The following is a 17,262-nucleotide window of genomic DNA, read 5'->3' as shown; positions in this document are numbered from 1 at the left end:
TTTCGGAAAGGGGGCCGGCATGTTGACGAGAACCGCTTCACTCGTTTTTGGGGCGTGGGTTTGGCTGTGTTTTGCTGTTTTACCTTCCAAAGCCGACGTGCTGCATCATTGGGTCCAACTCGGACCCGATGACCAAATTATTGTAAGAGCAATCTCTGCCTCGCCTGACTGCCCCCTTTTGCAAATCGATGGGCAGGCTGTTGCGATGAAAAAGCGAGCGATGCCCGAGGACCAGTTCCCGCATCTGGTTTGCGAATACCACGCGTCAAAACTGGTTCGCGAGATACTGCTGGAAGGAACCCCGCTGCCCACGCTCAATCCAAGCTTGCAACGGATTGCCGTGATCGGGGATACCGGGTGCCGAATTCGCGGCGGCAGAGTACAGAACTGCAATGATCCAACCGCTTGGCCCTTGAGTTCCATTCTGGAGGAGATCACAGACCGATCTCCGGATCTGGTTATCCATGTTGGCGACTACCTGTATCGGGCATCGCAATGCCCAGACGCAGAAAAATGCGGCGGATCTCCTTTCGGTGACACCTTCGACTCCTGGGGTGCAGACTGGTTGGACCCGGCGAACGGTCTGCTCAGGCGCGTCCCGTTCTTATTTCTTCGAGGCAATCACGAAAACTGCGGACGCGGCGATAAAGGGTGGTTCCGGTACTTCGAAGCCGGGGCTCGTCCCTTTAGTTGCCCCGTTGTAACCCTGCCGTGGGTCGTTTCTGTCGATGGTCTTAGTCTGATTGCGTTTGACTCGTCCGCCGGACCGGCCCCGCAAAGCAGCCCCGACCTGACAAATGTCTACCGGCGAATGGCCCAAGACCTGTTTGCAAGAACCAGCGGCGAAATCTGGTTTCTCACGCACCGGCCACTTTGGGTGAACATGCATGCTTTCGGGGAATTGATTGATGGTGACGATACCCAGCGGGCAGCGTTCGGAGGACTTATTCCAGAAACAGTCAGCCTGGTTTTGTCAGGGCATATCCACGCTTTTCAGGCGATCGATATGCTGGACGGTCCGGTGCAAGGGATAAGTGGCAATGGAGGAACTCAACTGGATCCTATGCCCACGGATCATGCGACCAACGTCGAAGTGGCTGGCAGCCTGGCAAGCACCGTTGTGAGCAATAGCGATTTCGGCTTCTTGATGTTGAGCCTGAGAGCAGATGGCGGCTGGTCGATGGACGCAATCGATGCGGAAGGAAAAACCCGAAATCGATGTCGTCTTCTCGGGCGTACAATTTCTTGCGAATGACGCAAGGCTGATCATGGCTTGAGATCTGCCGCCCTATTGTCGACCTGTAGCAAGTCGCCTGATATCAGGGCCGCACCCGATTTGCTTGCCGTCGTTGCGTTACTTGGCGTTCGAAGTCTCAGACTCCACATGTCAGTATCGACCCAAAACCACTGCCGGAGTTCACGCACCGGTTTGCGTAACTCTCATCTAAACCATCAAAAAGCGCGCAGGTCGCAGAGTCGTCGTATTGCGCAAGCAACCTGCGCATTTGTGGCAGTGTCTGGTCACAGAGCATGACGGTCGCGGGACGCAATCATCTCAGCCAATTTCTGAGCGTTTACGCTCCGCCCACCATCATTAATTCGACCTAAGTGCAAACGCCCAGCCAGATACGTTACGCAAACCGGTCGGCGGCCTGTTTCAAGGCATTCTGCATATCGCCCCAGGCGGCCTCGTAGCCTTCTTTGACATCTTCCCAAGCCTCGTCGCTCGTCGATTTCAGATCCTTCAGCTGCGCTTCGGCATCGGACCTTACCTCGTAGAGTTGACTAAGTTGTTCTTCGAGTTCGATTTTGGCATCCGCTTCCGCCACTTTCAGTTTGGCTTCGAGAACATCAATTTGGGCATTCCAGCTATCCAGTTGCAGCTGCGCCTTTTTTTCGTACCCAACTCGTGTCATCATTTATCCTTTCTTCTCAAACACTGGTTCAATTCGGCGAAATCCGACTATCAGGCTGCAACAATCGCCTTCAGCATCCAGACTGCTTCCTCATGCTTCGACATTCTGGCGTTCATCAGATCTTCTGTAGCCCCATCGCCATAACGCGCCGCAGTCGCGGCGGTGTCACGCAGGTTTCGAACTATCGCTTCGTGGTCCGCGACCAATTGTTTGATCATGCCCTCTGCGTCTTTGACCGTTTCTTCTTCGGTCAGTTTGGCTTGGCTGATCATGTCCGTGAACGAAATCGGTGCCACCTGACCCAGCGCGCGCACACGTTCAGCCAGTTCGTCAGTGGCTTCGAACAGGTCACGATATTGACGTTCTGTCAGTTCATGGATCGGCAGAAACAGCGGACCCACTACGTTCCAGTGCGTGCCTTGCGTTTTCACCATGAGAACCATGGTATCGGCCAGAACTTCCGTCACTGCATTAGCGATCCATGCATCCTTATCGATGCCCGTATCATTCGTTTCTTCCTGAACTTCAGACTTCAATACTTGCTGTAGCATTTCCACTCCGTTGCGTTGTTTACAGAGGGGAACATAAGCAGTTTTTACTTTTTATCAAATATTTTCATATACTTACAATACGTATCAGGAGCATCATGGGGTATTTCATGATCCTGGGTATCCAGCTCAACATGCCAATATGGATGTAGACATGCAGGCGCATTGCTATACATGCATGGAGTAAGTGACGTAAGCGACTGAGGTCATATCATTGTCAGATCAAAATCGACCACCCAAGCGCACCGAAAAACTGCAACTGATGCTCGACTTAGAAGAGCTTAAGGCTATCGATGATTGGCGGTTTGAGAACAGATTGCCGTCCAGAGCGGCGGCCATCCGTGAGCTCATCCGTCGCGGTTTGATTTCAAATGAGTTCGAAGAGCCACCTACTGACGCACCTTCCGGTGAGTTTCGTGTTGTTGACGAGTGATAGGAATGTCCTCAAAGCGCTCCAATGACGCCGACGGTGACCCAACATTGTGCGCTGCTCATGCACTGAAAAAGATCACAACTGACTGTCTTCAGAATTTGTTCTTGGCCCCAACGGATCCGTCACATCCGATGGGGTGCCCAACTCGATCTCGGCTTCAGCAAGCGAAATTGCCTCATCTTCACCAGCAGCAAGTGCGGCAGTTTCAGGCGTAACCACCCTGGCAGGGGCGCTGACCCGGAATGCCGTCTTCTCTTCCTCGGGAACGGCCGACTTAGAGAGAATGCGCCAGATCGTGAACAGGATCATCAGACAATGCGCTACGACGGTTGTCAGAAACAAACCTTGCGGCCCGAGCCCGGCCATCGCCAAACCAGCGATCAGCGGCCCGACGATCGAACCTAAGCCGAAAACCATCAAAAGCCCGCCTGAAACCTGGATCGAAGTGCCTGGTGGCGCATGGTCATTCGCGTGCGCAACGATGACCGGATACATCGCAAAAATTGCAGCGCCGAATATCCCGACCAAAGCAAGGTTCATGACACGCGACTCTGGCGCAAGAAGGACGAAAGCCAGGTCAGAAGCGAGCGCCACGACCGCTGTAAACAGCAAGACTTTGCGGCGGTCCATTCGATCACTTGCAAATCCAATCGGAACTTGCGCAAAAGCTCCGGCCAAAACCGGAATACTTGCGAACAAGGCAATTGCAGTCAGTGATAACCCCACGCGATCTGCATACACCGCAGCAAGTGTCCCAAATGCTGCATTAGAAATGCCAACAAGAAAGACCGCTGCGACCGCAACGGGTGAGTTTCGCCACAACGCTGGTAGGTCGAGACGCACAGATGTCAGCGGAGCGGGCGAGGCCGAAGTTGACAGAGCTGTTGGTATCAGCGCCAAGCAATACACCATCGCGCCAATGGCAAAAAAGATGAAACCCGTTGCATCTCCCAGTGAGATAGCCATCTGACCGGCTGTCACCGCACCCAGATTAACCATCGTGTAGATGCCAAAGACCGTACCACGCGTATTAGGTTCAACCTTATCGTTGAGCCAAGACTCGACGATCATTGCAGCGCCCGCAAAACAAAAACCTGAAACTGCGCGCGATGGTATCCAGGCCCATGTTTCTACTACCACAGCTTGGAAAAGGATCGTTACGGCAGCGAGAGCGCACATGACGCCGAAGGTGCGAATATGTCCCACTGCTCCAACCAGCCTTGGTGCAACAAGGCATCCAGCTACATATCCGACTGCCCACCCCGTTCCCAAAAGACCCAGTGCACTGGCAGAAAACCCTTCGAAAGAGCCCCGAACCGGAAGTATCAGGCCATGGACCCCACCTGCGAACAGAAGAAGGCCTGATCCAAGAAGTAGTGCCGATATGGGTAGGAGCTGTCGGAACATCGGTTCCAGCCTAATGTCAAACTGGGAAATGAGAAGTTGTTTTGATTGCGAACTCGTTTTCGCTTTGATGAACAAAGCTATATGTCCAGTAGGCTGATCGGGATGGAGCGTTATATCGCAACCGGCCTTGGTCAAGGCCAGCTCTGGCTCTTTGTTCAAAATCCTCCTTGTCACCAGACGACCGAAGCTTCGGATATCGATCAGACCAACCCCTGCGAATTCGTCCCTTGGCGCGACCATCTCGGAATGAGCGCAGAGTGACCGGTCGGGCCAAACGATGTGTTGCGGGCGAAGACCCGTCGCCCGATTTTAGAACATCAGCTTGAGAGTATAGACACTTCTGTGGGGCCCGTAATCCTGGGCTCTGCAGGCTATGCTGTTCATCAGTGTGTGACGGGTGAAACCTGCTTTATGATGCAATCAGAAATCCTTGGTGCTTTCCATAAGACCAAATCATTCGGGGCTTCGTTCTCTATGACCATTGCGACAGCTTTCTTGTCGATTTTGGTCGCAAGGATAATGGGTGTTTTGATCGACCTTCCGTTGTTTCCGATCGCATAGTCCGCAGCCGCATGAAAACTGGTGGTCCAAGACAATCCAACTTCCTTCTGCAAGCTTTGACCACGATACACCGTGATTTCCTTGGGAAGACGATGCCATCCGGTTGTCGGCATCCAACACGATTTCCGTTTTTCGACATCCATGGCATGAACAAACATGGTGTGGTCGATCTTTTGAAAACCACCCCAAAGCCCATGCAGCAATGGCCAAAAATCAGAACTGGAAATCGCGTTCTCCAAGAGCATCTCCACCATCCCATCGGCGCGTTGATCTGCTTCGTAGTGTCTGTTCAAATACATGCTGATGACTTCCACAGCACTTACTGCTTCGGGCCTCATGACCGCTCCTCCACCCTTGTGTCTGCAACTGGTTAGGCACCGCCAACGGTACTGACATCCAATATTGGGCTGAAAGGGTCCGAGCTCATTTGATTTCAAGCCAAATGCTTGCTTAATTTGGTCAAATTATGATGCAAGCTTTCATCTGAATCAGGGTTTGGTTTCGAGGAAAGTGGGCTTTTTAGCCGCGTGACCGATCCAAGCGCGGTGCGCACTGAAAATCAGAACTTCGCAGCAAATACCCCACCGCCACTTCGAACAACGCGCCTAATGGTCTACTACCTCATACAAGACACCCCCAGTCGCACCCGACGGGGGACGGGTTCCGGCAATTTGTGACAATGTCAGCGCCACATCTATCGTATGCACAGGCCGCGACACGGTCTCGGCACCGATGGTGAATCCGCCGAATATTATCGGAACATAGGTATCGTAACGCCACGGCGATCCATGGGTCACAGTTACAGAGAGCCCATCCATATCGTTTATGAACCACTCGGGTTGGAAAACGACGTGGATATCGCCAGAACGATCCGGGTTGTAGTTGTTCAGGATGGCTTGTGTCAGTGCATTCTGCGGCAGGGATGCATCGCGCAAGCGGGATGTCGGCACAGCGTAGGCGACCCCTTCAAATGCGACCAGTTCTCGCGAAATGGCTGTCTCCAGCTCGGACTGATCGATATCCGGATTGTTACGAACTGCCTCTGAGAGGGTCAGGTAGGGATGGTCATACCCTTCGAACAAATCGCCAGTTATGCCAAAGCGATCCCGGATACGCGCCAGTGCTGGCGCAGTGTCCCATTCGTCGGGCGACACGTTGCCGCCGGGTATTCCAAGCGATGCAAGATAGCCGGGGGCCTCGGGTGCACCGTGATCGGATGACAGCACGATCAGTGTGTTTTCAAGCCCTACCTGATCGTCGACATAGGCAAAAAGGTTAGCCAGAGTGCGATCCAGATGCAGCAAGTTATCCTCGTATTCCAAGCTGGACGGCCCGAAGAAATGCCCGACATAGTCGGCCACGGAGAAGCTGACGCTGAGATAGTCGGTGACTGCATCATCCCCCAGATTTTCAGCGTCAATAAGCGTTTTGGCAAAGTCGGCTGTGATGTGATCTCCGAACGGGCTCAGCGTCAGAAGTGTCGTAAAAAACTTGTCATCCACGGTTCCCAGCGGGTGCGGAAATGTACGACCGAAATCAGCAAAATCCGGTTCCCATTCCTGATCATCCTTCGCTCCAAACAGGTAGGTTTCGATGGGCTGCAACAATTGCCAGGTCTGGCCGCCAAAACTCTGCGGCAGTTGCTGTGCATTCCAATCCTCAACCCAACTTGGATAGGCGTCATAATAGTAGCTGCTGGTCACAAACTGGCCGACGGCCTTGGAAAACCAGAAGGCCTTCCCCCCGTGCCCTGCCATGGCAACAGCAGCCCGGTCTTTGATCGAGACGCCGAACACCTTGCTCTGCCCGGCCGTGCTGATGATCAATTCATCACCAAAGGTCGAGGTCAGGATCGCGCGTGGTGAGCGGCCATCGCTGTTTGCGGCGCGTTGTGTGGGGTCGATTTCGGTCGCGTCATCGACATCCGCTCCACTGGTCAAAATCGAATAGTCGGGGTCCTCAATGTTATAGACCGTGCGTCCGGCAGCACGATCATACCAGAGGTTGCCGACCATGCCATGCGCTGCCGGGTTTGCACCAGTTGCCAGAGTTGTGTGGCCTACAATGGTCTCTGTGTTCGCATGGGTATGATGTGCGTTTCGATAATATGTGCCTTGTTCCATCAAATAGCGAAAACCACCTTCACCGAACTGATCCTGATGGCGCAGGATCAAGTCTCCTCGCAGCTGGTCAACGGTTATCTGCAGAATGAGCTTTGGCCTTTCTTCCGCCCCGGCCGAGAAGGTCGAGACAACAAGCGTTACGCAGGCCATAGCGATGGATAGGAGATTCTGTTTCATCGGGTTCCCTCTGCGTTTCATAATACGGCCCCCGCCCGCTCCAGCTCTGGGAGCGGCCAGTCTAATGCGGTCCGGCTTCCGGGATAACACCGCATCCGGATAGACATGATCCCACTGTTCTCGGGATACATCCCAGACCACGCCGTAGGGCTCCGCTTCTTGTTCAGGCTGTTGTAGGACCATACCAGATGTCGCAAGACAAAGCCCGAAAGCCGTGGAAGCTAAGGTAAACGGATCATCAAATTCTCCTGCCGGAATAGCTTGCGGGATTGAGCGGTGGAAGTGCGTTCGGAGAACCTGCACAAGGTGCCTTGCGACGATAGCGCCGAAGCGCGGTCTCCAACTCGGGCCAGGAAGCGGCGTTAGGGCCGACTTTTGACGGGCCGAACAGTTCCGCGCCGATGCGGTCTAGGGCGGCGCGGATCGCAGCATCTTGCAGCGGATCGTCATGGGACAACCGCTCACGCCAAACGTCCATCGCTTTGATAACTGCATCATAATCCCGGGCACGTATGGCGTTGGACAATGCCGTTCTCGCATAAGCTTCAGAGGCCAAGATACGCGCATGGCGCTCGGCTCGGCTGCGCCTCCAGTATGACAAGAGCCGTTTCCGGACAATCAAGAGGGCGGAAAGAAACGCCAAAAGCACCACGACAGCCAGAACTACCATTCGCAAGGCCCTCTCAGAGAGCTCGCGTTTGACGGGCGCATCCACGACCAGCGAAATGGCGTCTAAGGTCGCGGTTTCTACTTCCCCGGTCTCCAGATTGAACCACTCCAAGGTAATGCTATCTGCTTGGTCGTTTCCACCGGTCTGCGCGAGATACGTGACCTGTTCAACGCGTGTTCCGCTTAAAGACCCGCGCGTTTCTGTTTCGGTCAGAACGGGCTCGGAAGGGTACGTGGCGATCCCTTCGATCGGTGGCGTAGGAATGAGTGACGGCAGGAACATGGGCGATGTCCCTTCGACCATAGCTGTAACAGTTCGCGTAACACTGTCGCCTGGTTCGAGCGGTTCCTGATCCCTCGAAACGTCTTGGGTCAGCGTCAAACTGGTGGCTCCGATAAAAGGGGACAGTCCTTCTGCACCTTCCGGCAGTACGCCTGTGATCATGACCGGATCGATGCCAATACGGTCTTCGCGTGGGGCGTTTGTTTCAGGATCGGCCCAAGTTACGACCAATTCCTGCGAAGGGACCTCAATGCGACCGGGCACCATCGGCATGATCCGATATCGGCGACTGACGCCGGACCATGTCTCGCCATCTACGGCTTGGCTAATAGGGTTGGTGGCCCGCTCGGGGAGCCGAACGTTTAGATTTGGGGCCTCAAAACTGGGAAACAAAACGGGCTTGGTCATCCATGTCGGAACCAGAACCGTGATACGCAGGTCTGCGGCCTGCCCTGGTATGACTTGTTCAGAGTCCAGCGCGACAGTCACCTGAGGTTCGAGGGCGTTCTGAGCCGCGGCATGCTGGTTCGCCGTCAGCGCGAGTAAGCATATGATCAGTGCACGTATCAATTGGTGTTCACCTCGAACTGGAACCGCAGGCGCAGGAAATCGCCGGTGCTTGTGTCGACGGTATTCATCCATTGCTCGGTGCTCAGGATTGCAGCTTCTCCTTTTGGTTGCGGGTCGCTTTGCGTGTCCGTTCCACGCGCGTCTTCGTTATCGAAAACAACATCATCCGCCCCTATTCCGGTGTCTTCACCCGTGTCTGATGCTTCTCTTGCGTCTTCTACATAGGCCACGATGTCTTTCGCGGTTTGCAGGTTCTGCGCAGCACCGGGAAAGTTCGGATCCCGCTCAAGCGTCGTCTCAAATGCGCGCACGCCGTCCCGGTATTGGCGGTTCTTGATATGGGCCAACCCTTGCGTGAAAGAGGCCTCGGGCGTGTCGAGCTGCTGCAAAGTATTGACGGCATCTTCATACCGGCCCGCACGATACTGTGCATGTCCTTTCCAAAGCGGGTCAGAAAACGCGTCCGCCGCCTTTGGAAACTGATTGTTCTTAAAGGCACGGTATCCTTGTTGATCGGGCGTCAGAAACCAATCCACCACACCATCCGCGTGCGCTTGGGCGGGCAGATGTATGGTCACAAGAATAGCCAGCGACAGTGCAGACCACCGCATCGTCCAACCCTTTCGGAACCAGATGAGCGCCAGAAAAACGGCAGGAAAAGCCAGCCACCAACCGCGATCTTCCCAAGGCTGCTCGCTGTTTTGCAATGTGGCCCGGCGGTAATCCGTATTCAAAATTCGGTCCAAACGGGTGATATCCGATGCATCCGGTGTTGTCCGAATGACGGGTAGGCTCAGTGCATCCAGACCTCGATCACCGATCGCTTCGGGCAACATAACCAGCACAGCAGCCGCCGCCCCGTTGGTGTCGTTGAGCTGATCTGCATCTGCCAGACTTATGCCATCGGTAACAAACAAGACACCCCCCGATTGTTCTGAGGCCAGTAGATCAAGCGACAAATCCAATGCCGCTTTTATGTTAGTCCCATCTTTCGGCATGACTTCCGGTGCCAACCCCTCGAGATAGGGCAACATGACTTGCGGATCTTCGGTGAACGGCAAGACGCGGTGCGCCGTGCCCGAATACGCAACCAGCGCCGTCCGACCACCGGCCCGGAGGTCCAACAAGTCCCGGATTTTGAACTTCGCACGCTCCAGGCGGTCGGGTGACAGGTCTGTTGTGGTCATCGATGGCGTGACTTCCAGCGCGATGACAAGCGGCCCCGTTTGCGCCAGAAACGGATCCACCTGTCGCGTCCAGGTCGGGCCTGCCGCGCCCGTGATCATCAGCATCAAAAGCAGCGCGGTGTGATCGATCGGCAAGTGTTTTCTGCGCGCCGTCGCCCCCACCGTCAGCGCCTGCCGAAGGTGGGGTGCTATTTCGTCCGAAACCGGGTCCGTTCGCGTAAAAGCGCGACGGTTCAGCCACCACAGGACGGCCAACGGCAAGAGCAATATCAACCACAGCGGTCGAATAAAGTGAAAAGCTTCGACAAATAGGGTGAGTTCGGTCGCGATCTGCTCCATTACACCATGCTCCGCCTGCCGTGCCGGAGTGTCAGGTACGCCAGTGTGAGCACGCCCAACAAGGACGCCAATCCCAACACGTAGGACGCAAGTTGCGTGCGCGGGCGATACGAAATCTGTTCCACCAGCCGAGGGGCCAGTTCGTCGATGCGGTCGTAAACCGCCGTGAGCGCTTCGGTATCCGATGCAAAAAACGCGCTGCCCCCCGTTCGTGCAGCGATATCCGACAAAGCCTGGGCATCAACGCGGTTTTCGCCCGACGCGTTGGAGTCCCCCACGGCGATGGTATGGATCTCAACGCCCCGCTCGCGGGCAATTTCGGATGCGTTGAGCGGGCTCATACGACTGCCTGTGTCACTGCCGTCAGACAGCAGGATCATAAGGCGCTGTTCCACCTCGCTGATTTCGAAGGTTCTGATCCCCAGTCCGATTGCATCGCCGATGACGGTGTTCGGCCCGGCCATTCCAACTTCGGTCTGGCCGACCAGTTCGCTGATCGTCTCCAGGTCTTCGGTCAGGGGCGCTTGAAGAAATGCGCGGGTTCCAAAAACGATCAGCGCAATCCTGTCGCCGTCGCGTTGGGCAACGAAATCCTGAACGACCTGTTTCACGGCTGCCAGTCTTTGCGCGCGGGTTCCATCCGGCATTTCGAAATCCACAGTGTCCATCGAACCCGAGATATCAAGAGCCAGAACAACATCCCTTGCAGAGCGGGTGATTTCGATCGGCGCACCCAGATGTTCGGGCCGCGCCAATGCCAGCACAAGGAGGATCCAGATGGCGATGGCCGAGGTCATCTGTAACCGGGTTCTACGCAATACCACGGCTCCGGCTGCGGGCGTGGTTTCCGCAGCTGCGACGATCATTCGAAAGAATGGAAACCGAAGCGCTGGCACCTTTTCCTTACGTGCTGGAAGGAACCGCCAGATGAACCACGGAAGGGGCAACATAAGCAAAGCATAGGGGAAACCCAACCCGATCACCTTAGTCCTCCCGCTTGTGGTTCCGAACCCAGTTTTTCGCAGCTTCCAGCAAACCGGCGTCTGTGGGCGGGGCGTTTGTATAGGGGGCGTGCGATATAGCCTTCCCGCCGCCTTCGGTGAAAACGGTTGTTCCTCCGGTACGGTCAAGAAACCCAAGCCAGTCCTGCCCGCTGATGCCAGCGACGCCTTTGCGCGGGAATGCCACCAAAGCGCACCGCCTGAGAATTTCGGCGATGGCCGCCGGGTCCGAACGGGCAGCATCAAGCGCAGCCAACGCGTCACGGCGGTAAGCGTTTGCCCGATAGTGCGCGCGCCACCGCAGGAAAAAATAGATCGCCAACCCCAAAACCATGACCATCAGAACGCCCCAACCCCAGGTCTGGGGCATCATTGACACAGCAGGTGGTTCTTGAGGCGGGACGAGTTGCTCGATCAAATCGAGCAGCGTTACAGGCGCGATATCAGCAGTTTCGTTCATCTTACCGGAATGCCCATCAATCGACGCATTTGTTGTAGGCTGTCTTGCGCGGACGACAGCGGTAGGACAGGCACGCCCAAGGTGCGGCTCCAATCCAGAACACCGGCAATTCTACCGCGCGCCATCTCGGCAAGATTGCGATGCACAGTCTTTTCACCCGTATCGATTTCGGCCTGCAACTCTCCGTTGGAAATGGTTAACTTCAACCCTCGGGGAAGTTCGTCGGCAATCGGATCCGCTACCAACCCCAGAACGAGATCATTGTGGCGTGACAGCCCCCGGACCAGTTTACGGGTCGTGTCATCGACAATATCGAAGTCCGACAAAACGATGATCAGGTGGTCACGCGGGGCGATCCGATTGACCGAAGCGAGTACGCGATTCAAGCCAACAGGCGTGACATCCGGAGCATCCGCGCGCAGCAAGGCGTTCGCCGAGGCGATGGCTTGAAGGAAACGGTTCAGGGCGGATTGGCTGCGCTGAGGCCGAATTTCGGCAATGATCTCGTCTCCGAATACGATGCCGCCCACCCGATCCCCTTGGTCGAGTATGCGAAACGCCGCCAATGCCGCACATTCAGCGGCCGTGACGGATTTCATGTTCAGGGAGGAGCCGAAGAACATCGACATCCGCTGATCAACCACGATCAAGGCCGGGCGATCCCTTTCTTCGGTAAACACACGCACATAAGGTTTCCCCATGCGCGCCGTCACCTTCCAGTCGATCGAGCGAACGTCATCCGCCGGCAGGTATCCACGCAGCTCTTCAAACGCGAGCCCGCGGCCCCGCATGAGAGAGGCATGGCGACCATTCAGCACACTGTTCGATGGCTGGCGCGGCAAAAAGTTGAGGGACCGTGCCTGCCCCTGAAGCCCGCGCAGATGCGCCAGATCGACCGACACCCGCGTGTCCTTTTCCGAGGGCGTCGCGTGTTTGGGAGCGAGTCCAGCCCTGATGCGTGCGGCCCGGTCAAACATCACGTGCCATCATGTCAGAGCAACCTGCGCCAGCAGTTCCTCAACAACTTGATCTGGCGTTACCCCCTCCCCCTGTGCTTCATAGCTCAGACCCAGTCGGTGGCGAAAGACATTGGCCGCCACAGCGCGTACATCCTGAGGGTCCACGTAATCGCGACCTTTCAGCCAGGCATGGGTACGTCCACATTTGTCGAGCGCCAGAGAGGCGCGCGGGCTTGCCCCCAGTTCGATCCAGCGCGACAGACTGTCCCCATAGTCGGTCGGTGTGCGGGTCGCCGCAACCAGATCGACCATGTACCGTTCCATCGCGTCTGAAACGTGGATATCCGATATCTCGCTGCGTGCGGCAAAAACCATATCCTGCGTCATCGTGGGTTTGGCCGCCTTTGCCGCGGGCTTGGATTTAGTCACCTCGGCCTCTTCGTTGCGCACAAGGCGGATCACCTGAACTTCGTCTTCCGGCGGCGGATAATCCACCAGAACATGCATCAAAAATCGGTCCATCTGCGCCTCGGGCAGAGGGTATGTTCCTTCTTGCTCGACCGGGTTCTGGGTTGCCATCACCATAAATAACGGGGGCATCTTGTGGGTCGTACCAGCAACGGTCACCTGCCGTTCTTCCATTGCTTCCAGCAATGCGGCCTGCACCTTGGCCGGTGCGCGGTTTATTTCATCTGCCAAAACGATATTGGCAAAAATCGGCCCGGGCTCAAACCTGAATTCCGATCCTTCGCTGGTTTGATAATAAACCTCGGTGCCGGTGACGTCGGATGGCAGCAAATCAGGGGTGAACTGAATACGGCTGAAATCACTTTCCAGGTTCTTGGCCAAGGACTTGACCGCGCGCGTCTTTGCCAGTCCCGGCATACCTTCGATCAACAGATTGCCGTTCGCCAGCAGACCAATCACCAGTCTTTCGATCACATCCCTTTGCCCGATGATCGAGTCGCCCATGAGGGACATCAGATTTTCTACAGCTGTTCGCGCATCCGTCACCGCAATATTCCAAATCAAGCTACAACTCCGTTCACCGACACCCGAAGGTGCCGGTGAAGTGTTTTGTCAAAGACTGCTTCCGCCTTCATAGTCATCCCGACGCCGCTTCAGTTCGCGCTTGCGGTTTCGCGTAGCATCCGCAGCGCTTGTCTTACGGTGTGCCGGGGACCTCGGTCAGGGTTTGCATAACCTGATCGAGACTGAAGCTCGCCGCTTTCTGACGCGGGGGATATTCCTGGAAAGTCTCAAGGAACTGCGCCACATAGGCTTGCGCAGGCACCAGCAGATAGGCCCGGTCGATCAGCCAGTCGTAGTAGGTGTTCGACGTGCGATAGCTGCGCTCATAGGGATCGCGCCGCAGGTTGAAGATAAGTGGCACACGCAGCTCGGTCCACGGCTCGGCCCATGCGCGGAAGGTCGAGTAAGCTTCCTGCTCCAGAAAAATCAGTTTCCAGTCTTCGTAGCGCAGCGCTGTCAGGTCGCCATCGTCCGAGAAATAGAAAATCTCTTTCCGGGGACCCTCTTCCTCTTCTCCCAACAGGTGCGGAAGGAAGTTATAGCCGTCCAGATGCACGCGATAATCGCGCCCACCGCCAACCTCGGCGACTGTTACACCTTCCAGCAACTGCTCTTTGATGTCGGGGTTCCCGGCAGCGGCCAGATAGGTCGGCAACCAATCCATATGGTGCATGATCTCGTTCGAGACGGACCCTTCCGAAATCTTGCCCGGCCAGCGCACCATCGACGGCACGCGCCAGCCACCTTCCCAATTGGTGTTCTTCTCACCAAAGAAAGGCGTCATCGCGGCGTCTGGCCACGTATTCATATGCGGGCCGTTGTCCGTGGAATAATGCACGATGGTATTGTCGGCGATGCCAAGTTCGTCCAGCAGTTCAAGAAACTGCCCGATATGCAGATCGTGTTCGATCATGCCAGCAGTGTATTCATCCACATTCTTGCCCGCGATCGAATTCGCGCGCTGCCATTTTTCATCCGCGACATGGGTGCGAAAGTGCATCCGAGTGCCGGACCACCAGACAAACCACGGAACGCCTTCCGCTTCTTTGCGTTTGATGAAGTCGATGGCGGCCGCGACGGTTTCATCGTCCACCGTTTCCATACGCTTTTTGGTCAGAGGGCCAGTATCTTCGATCGGGCCATCGACGGACGACTTGATCACACCACGCGGCCCAAAGGCTTCACGGAAGGTTCGCCCGTCTGCCAGCACGGCATCGCCCGGATAGTCGATGTTCTCGGGCTCTTCCTCGGCGTTGAGGTGGTAGAGATTGCCGAAGAACTCGTCAAAGCCGTGGTTTGTCGGCAGATGCTCGTCTCGGTCGCCCAAGTGGTTCTTGCCGAACTGACCCGTGGCATAGCCCTGCGCCTTCAGCAGACCCGCAATCGTCGGGTCTTCTTCCCGCATTCCCAACTCTGCACCCGGAAGACCAACCTTGGACAGGCCGGTGCGGAAGACCGACTGACCCATGATGTAAGAGGACCGGCCCGCAGTACAGGATTGCTCGCCATAATAGTCCGTGAAGATCATCCCTTCGTCGGCGATCCGATCAATATTGGGCGTTTGATACCCCATCAGACCCATCGTGTAGGCACTGATATTCGACTGACCAACATCATCGCCCCAAATGACAAGAATATTGGGCTTATCGTCCTGGGCCGAGGCGGCGGCGGACAGCGCCAAAAGCGCCGTCGCGGCCATCGCCTTCAGCCGTAATATCTTACGATGTAGCAATTTCTTCACTCCCTTGTTTGTTGTTATTGAAAACAGACGTTCCTGCGCGCGCTTCTTAGTCACCATTGTTCCCTATGAATTCTAACGCAAGCCTTGACTGGCGATTTAGCCAAATTCCCTAACATTACGCCAGGCGTTAGGGAAATTTACTCTAGGAATTGCAGACATTTAGACCACCTCCGGACCTGATCAGCCCCTCTTTCCATTGAGTCGGGAATCGACCACCGAACTATGGTGCCCCAAGCCGGTTTGATGGGTGAACCGCAGCCACACCTATCCCGCGCTGGGAACACGCGACCTTTGCGCATGCCAGGGTTCCCGAGCGGGAATTCATGGCGTGATCGCCCACCATTTGACACTACAATTGGGCACTGTTTCCCCCCTTTCTTACCAACTGGCGTCCAAGTCCCAATTCGCCGTCAGAGCTTGGATTCTCTATTCCCATTTGTGTTTCAAACGCCGGCTGGCACCTCATCAGCCAAACAGCGTGACGCATCATGTGGCACCAACAAGCCTATCGATTTCCTGATCGCGGGCATAGGAGCTGAGGATCAGCCATTGGTCGATCGTTTTGGCCAGCGCTGTTTCACCAATTAGGGTTATGCGTTCGGCCGAAATCTCATGCGCCAGCCTCGAATATCCGAAATACGCTGAAACCAGTGCATCGAACTCAGCGGTGATGAACAAATCCACGTCAAAGCCGGGATCAAGGAAACACACATCGACATCAAATCCAGGACGGCACATGATCCAGAAGTCGCGCTGATCCGCAGCCTGTTCCGGGAATGTCAGTTTCATCACCACACGCCGGTTCGGCAACGCCGTGCAGTCAATACTCAGGCGCAGGTTCCACACAAAAGCCGACGGTTGCGTCTTGCAGCTATGATCCTGAACCGAGGTATTGCGATAGGCCCATTTACCCAAGTCTGTTATGATGGGGTCAAGCTCGATCGCCGCATTGGTACGGATATAATCGATGGTGCCATTGGCAGGGTTTTCCACCCTTCGAACCAGACCCTGCGATTGAAGGGTTTTCAACCTTTTTGCCAGCAGCGTCGGAGAAATCCCGGGAATTCCGCGGCGGATATCGTTGAACCGTGTCGAGCCCCAGCGCAATTCTGTCAGGATGTGGATCGTCCATCGCGGCTGCAGAACCTCGCAGGCCATGTTGATCGGACAGAAAAGCATGTTGTTTTGCTTGGGCATGGCACGCCTCCTGAGTGATAAGTCTATTCAGGCTTACCCTTTCGATCCAGTCCATTTTCTGTACCGGGTTCGCTCCTTTTTGTACTCTGGCCTGCGTTTCAAGGGCGCCTGAAGTTGAGATGCAATCAACGGGGGACTTGAAATGGCAATTTCATCCGACATAGCAACCGCGCTGGAACGCAACCGGCGCGCCTTTGTCCACAAACCGATTGCCGCGCGGCAAAGCACACATTCACGCGCAACGTCGGAAATCGGCTTTCTGACAACCTGCCGCGAAGGCGGTTCAGTACTGACATGCGATATGCCGGCCATAATGGGTGGAACGGGTCAGGCGCCTACGCCGGGCGTGTTTGGACGCGCCTGTCTCAGCGCATGCATCGTCATGGGCCTGCGCATCGCGGCAGAGCGGAACAGTGTCCCAGTCTCCGAGATAGCTGTGGATCTGACCATGGATTGGGACAATCGCGGAATGTTTGGAATGGACGGCGTTACGGCTGGCCCCGAAAACATCCAGCTCAAGATCACGCTGACCAGCACCGCGACCAAAGCCGAGCTTAGCGAAGTTGTTGCCGAAGGGCTTGGGAATGACCCGTGGCTGATCGCATTGCAGGATCCGCATTCTGTTCAGGTTGATTTGCAGATCGCGCAGGAGGGCTAAG

Annotated in this window: 16 protein-coding genes; 3 read left to right on the top strand and 13 right to left on the bottom strand. The window is 55.7% G+C overall.

Going from position 1 to position 17,262, the window contains the following annotated elements; genetic code table 11:
- Window positions 1-19: 19 nt before the first annotated feature.
- On the top strand, window positions 20-1,255 hold the full coding sequence (locus ACR0KM_RS06210) for a metallophosphoesterase (protein WP_480858337.1): 1,236 nt from the start codon (window positions 20-22) through the stop codon (window positions 1,253-1,255).
- Window positions 1,256-1,631: 376 nt separating this feature from the next.
- Here the strand turns inward: ACR0KM_RS06210 and ACR0KM_RS06205 are convergent, their stop codons facing one another.
- Both ACR0KM_RS06205 and ACR0KM_RS06200 read right to left on the bottom strand, forming a co-directional pair.
- The gene (locus tag ACR0KM_RS06205; RefSeq protein ID WP_480821281.1) at window positions 1,632-1,919 is read right to left on the bottom strand and encodes a sll1863 family stress response protein; all 288 of its coding nucleotides are present in this window, start codon (window positions 1,917-1,919) and stop codon (window positions 1,632-1,634) included.
- Window positions 1,920-1,966: 47 nt separating this feature from the next.
- On the bottom strand, window positions 1,967-2,467 hold the full coding sequence (locus ACR0KM_RS06200; RefSeq protein ID WP_480821283.1) for a Dps family protein: 501 nt from the start codon (window positions 2,465-2,467) through the stop codon (window positions 1,967-1,969).
- Between the two features lie 211 nt (window positions 2,468-2,678).
- Here ACR0KM_RS06200 and ACR0KM_RS06195 point away from each other — a divergent pair, with 211 nt between their 5' ends.
- Window positions 2,679-2,897, top strand: a complete 219-nt coding sequence (locus ACR0KM_RS06195) for a hypothetical protein (protein ID WP_152456637.1) — start codon at window positions 2,679-2,681, stop codon at window positions 2,895-2,897.
- Window positions 2,898-2,972: 75 nt separating this feature from the next.
- Here ACR0KM_RS06195 and ACR0KM_RS06190 read toward each other — a convergent pair whose 3' ends face one another.
- From ACR0KM_RS06190 to ACR0KM_RS06140, 11 genes are all read right to left on the bottom strand, one after another.
- A complete protein-coding gene (locus ACR0KM_RS06190) occupies window positions 2,973-4,463 on the bottom strand; it encodes an MFS transporter (protein ID WP_480858335.1) in 1,491 nt (496 codons plus the stop codon).
- A 224-nt stretch (window positions 4,464-4,687) separates the two neighbouring features.
- Window positions 4,688-5,203 carry a hypothetical protein gene (locus ACR0KM_RS06185; RefSeq protein ID WP_480821289.1) on the bottom strand — a complete coding sequence of 172 codons (516 nt, stop codon included), beginning with the start codon at window positions 5,201-5,203 and terminating at the stop codon, window positions 4,688-4,690.
- Between the two features lie 267 nt (window positions 5,204-5,470).
- The gene (locus ACR0KM_RS06180) at window positions 5,471-7,165 is read right to left on the bottom strand and encodes an alkaline phosphatase family protein (RefSeq protein WP_480858333.1); all 1,695 of its coding nucleotides are present in this window, start codon (window positions 7,163-7,165) and stop codon (window positions 5,471-5,473) included.
- 238 nt (window positions 7,166-7,403) lie between these two features.
- Window positions 7,404-8,390 carry a hypothetical protein gene (locus ACR0KM_RS06175; protein WP_480865467.1) on the bottom strand — a complete coding sequence of 329 codons (987 nt, stop codon included), beginning with the start codon at window positions 8,388-8,390 and terminating at the stop codon, window positions 7,404-7,406.
- 293 nt (window positions 8,391-8,683) lie between these two features.
- On the bottom strand, window positions 8,684-10,213 hold the full coding sequence (locus tag ACR0KM_RS06170) for a VWA domain-containing protein (RefSeq protein ID WP_480858329.1): 1,530 nt from the start codon (window positions 10,211-10,213) through the stop codon (window positions 8,684-8,686).
- Window positions 10,213-11,196: a vWA domain-containing protein gene (locus ACR0KM_RS06165; RefSeq protein WP_480858328.1), complete on the bottom strand. Its 984-nt coding sequence runs from the start codon at window positions 11,194-11,196 to the stop codon at window positions 10,213-10,215. The genes ACR0KM_RS06170 and ACR0KM_RS06165 overlap by 1 nt, the downstream gene beginning before the upstream one ends.
- A gap of 1 nt (window position 11,197) precedes the next feature.
- Window positions 11,198-11,674, bottom strand: coding sequence for a DUF4381 domain-containing protein (locus ACR0KM_RS06160; protein WP_480858327.1), 477 nt, complete (start codon window positions 11,672-11,674; stop codon window positions 11,198-11,200).
- A complete protein-coding gene (locus tag ACR0KM_RS06155; protein ID WP_480858325.1) occupies window positions 11,671-12,651 on the bottom strand; it encodes a DUF58 domain-containing protein in 981 nt (326 codons plus the stop codon). The genes ACR0KM_RS06160 and ACR0KM_RS06155 overlap by 4 nt, the downstream gene beginning before the upstream one ends.
- 9 nt (window positions 12,652-12,660) lie before the next feature.
- A complete protein-coding gene (locus tag ACR0KM_RS06150; protein WP_480858323.1) occupies window positions 12,661-13,614 on the bottom strand; it encodes an AAA family ATPase in 954 nt (317 codons plus the stop codon).
- 184 nt (window positions 13,615-13,798) lie between these two features.
- The gene (locus ACR0KM_RS06145) at window positions 13,799-15,364 is read right to left on the bottom strand and encodes an arylsulfatase (protein WP_480821344.1); all 1,566 of its coding nucleotides are present in this window, start codon (window positions 15,362-15,364) and stop codon (window positions 13,799-13,801) included.
- 528 nt (window positions 15,365-15,892) lie between these two features.
- The gene (locus ACR0KM_RS06140; RefSeq protein ID WP_480858321.1) at window positions 15,893-16,603 is read right to left on the bottom strand and encodes a winged helix-turn-helix transcriptional regulator; all 711 of its coding nucleotides are present in this window, start codon (window positions 16,601-16,603) and stop codon (window positions 15,893-15,895) included.
- Window positions 16,604-16,745: 142 nt separating this feature from the next.
- Between ACR0KM_RS06140 and ACR0KM_RS06135 the strand changes: the two genes are divergently transcribed.
- A complete protein-coding gene (locus ACR0KM_RS06135; protein ID WP_480858319.1) occupies window positions 16,746-17,261 on the top strand; it encodes an OsmC family protein in 516 nt (171 codons plus the stop codon).
- Window position 17,262: the final 1 nt, after the last annotated feature.

The organism is Ruegeria sp. G10 (assembly GCF_056533645.1).
Note: the sequence above shows the minus strand (reverse complement) of the source record. Positions and strands in the feature narration are given on the sequence as shown.

Coding starts and splice junctions, on each gene's coding strand:
- ACR0KM_RS06210 (WP_480858337.1), top strand. CDS start 20: ATGTTGACGAGAACCGCTTCACTCGTTTTTGGGGCGTGGGTTTGGCTG.
- ACR0KM_RS06205 (WP_480821281.1), bottom strand. CDS start 1,919: ATGATGACACGAGTTGGGTACGAAAAAAAGGCGCAGCTGCAACTGGAT.
- ACR0KM_RS06200 (WP_480821283.1), bottom strand. CDS start 2,467: ATGCTACAGCAAGTATTGAAGTCTGAAGTTCAGGAAGAAACGAATGAT.
- ACR0KM_RS06185 (WP_480821289.1), bottom strand. CDS start 5,203: ATGAGGCCCGAAGCAGTAAGTGCTGTGGAAGTCATCAGCATGTATTTG.
- ACR0KM_RS06180 (WP_480858333.1), bottom strand. CDS start 7,165: ATGAAACAGAATCTCCTATCCATCGCTATGGCCTGCGTAACGCTTGTT.
- ACR0KM_RS06175 (WP_480865467.1), bottom strand. CDS start 8,390: ATGCCGATGGTGCCCGGTCGCATTGAGGTCCCTTCGCAGGAATTGGTC.
- ACR0KM_RS06170 (WP_480858329.1), bottom strand. CDS start 10,213: ATGGAGCAGATCGCGACCGAACTCACCCTATTTGTCGAAGCTTTTCAC.
- ACR0KM_RS06160 (WP_480858327.1), bottom strand. CDS start 11,674: ATGAACGAAACTGCTGATATCGCGCCTGTAACGCTGCTCGATTTGATC.
- ACR0KM_RS06155 (WP_480858325.1), bottom strand. CDS start 12,651: ATGTTTGACCGGGCCGCACGCATCAGGGCTGGACTCGCTCCCAAACAC.
- ACR0KM_RS06150 (WP_480858323.1), bottom strand. CDS start 13,614: ATGTCCCTCATGGGCGACTCGATCATCGGGCAAAGGGATGTGATCGAA.
- ACR0KM_RS06145 (WP_480821344.1), bottom strand. CDS start 15,364: ATGGCCGCGACGGCGCTTTTGGCGCTGTCCGCCGCCGCCTCGGCCCAG.
- ACR0KM_RS06140 (WP_480858321.1), bottom strand. CDS start 16,603: ATGCCCAAGCAAAACAACATGCTTTTCTGTCCGATCAACATGGCCTGC.
- ACR0KM_RS06135 (WP_480858319.1), top strand. CDS start 16,746: ATGGCAATTTCATCCGACATAGCAACCGCGCTGGAACGCAACCGGCGC.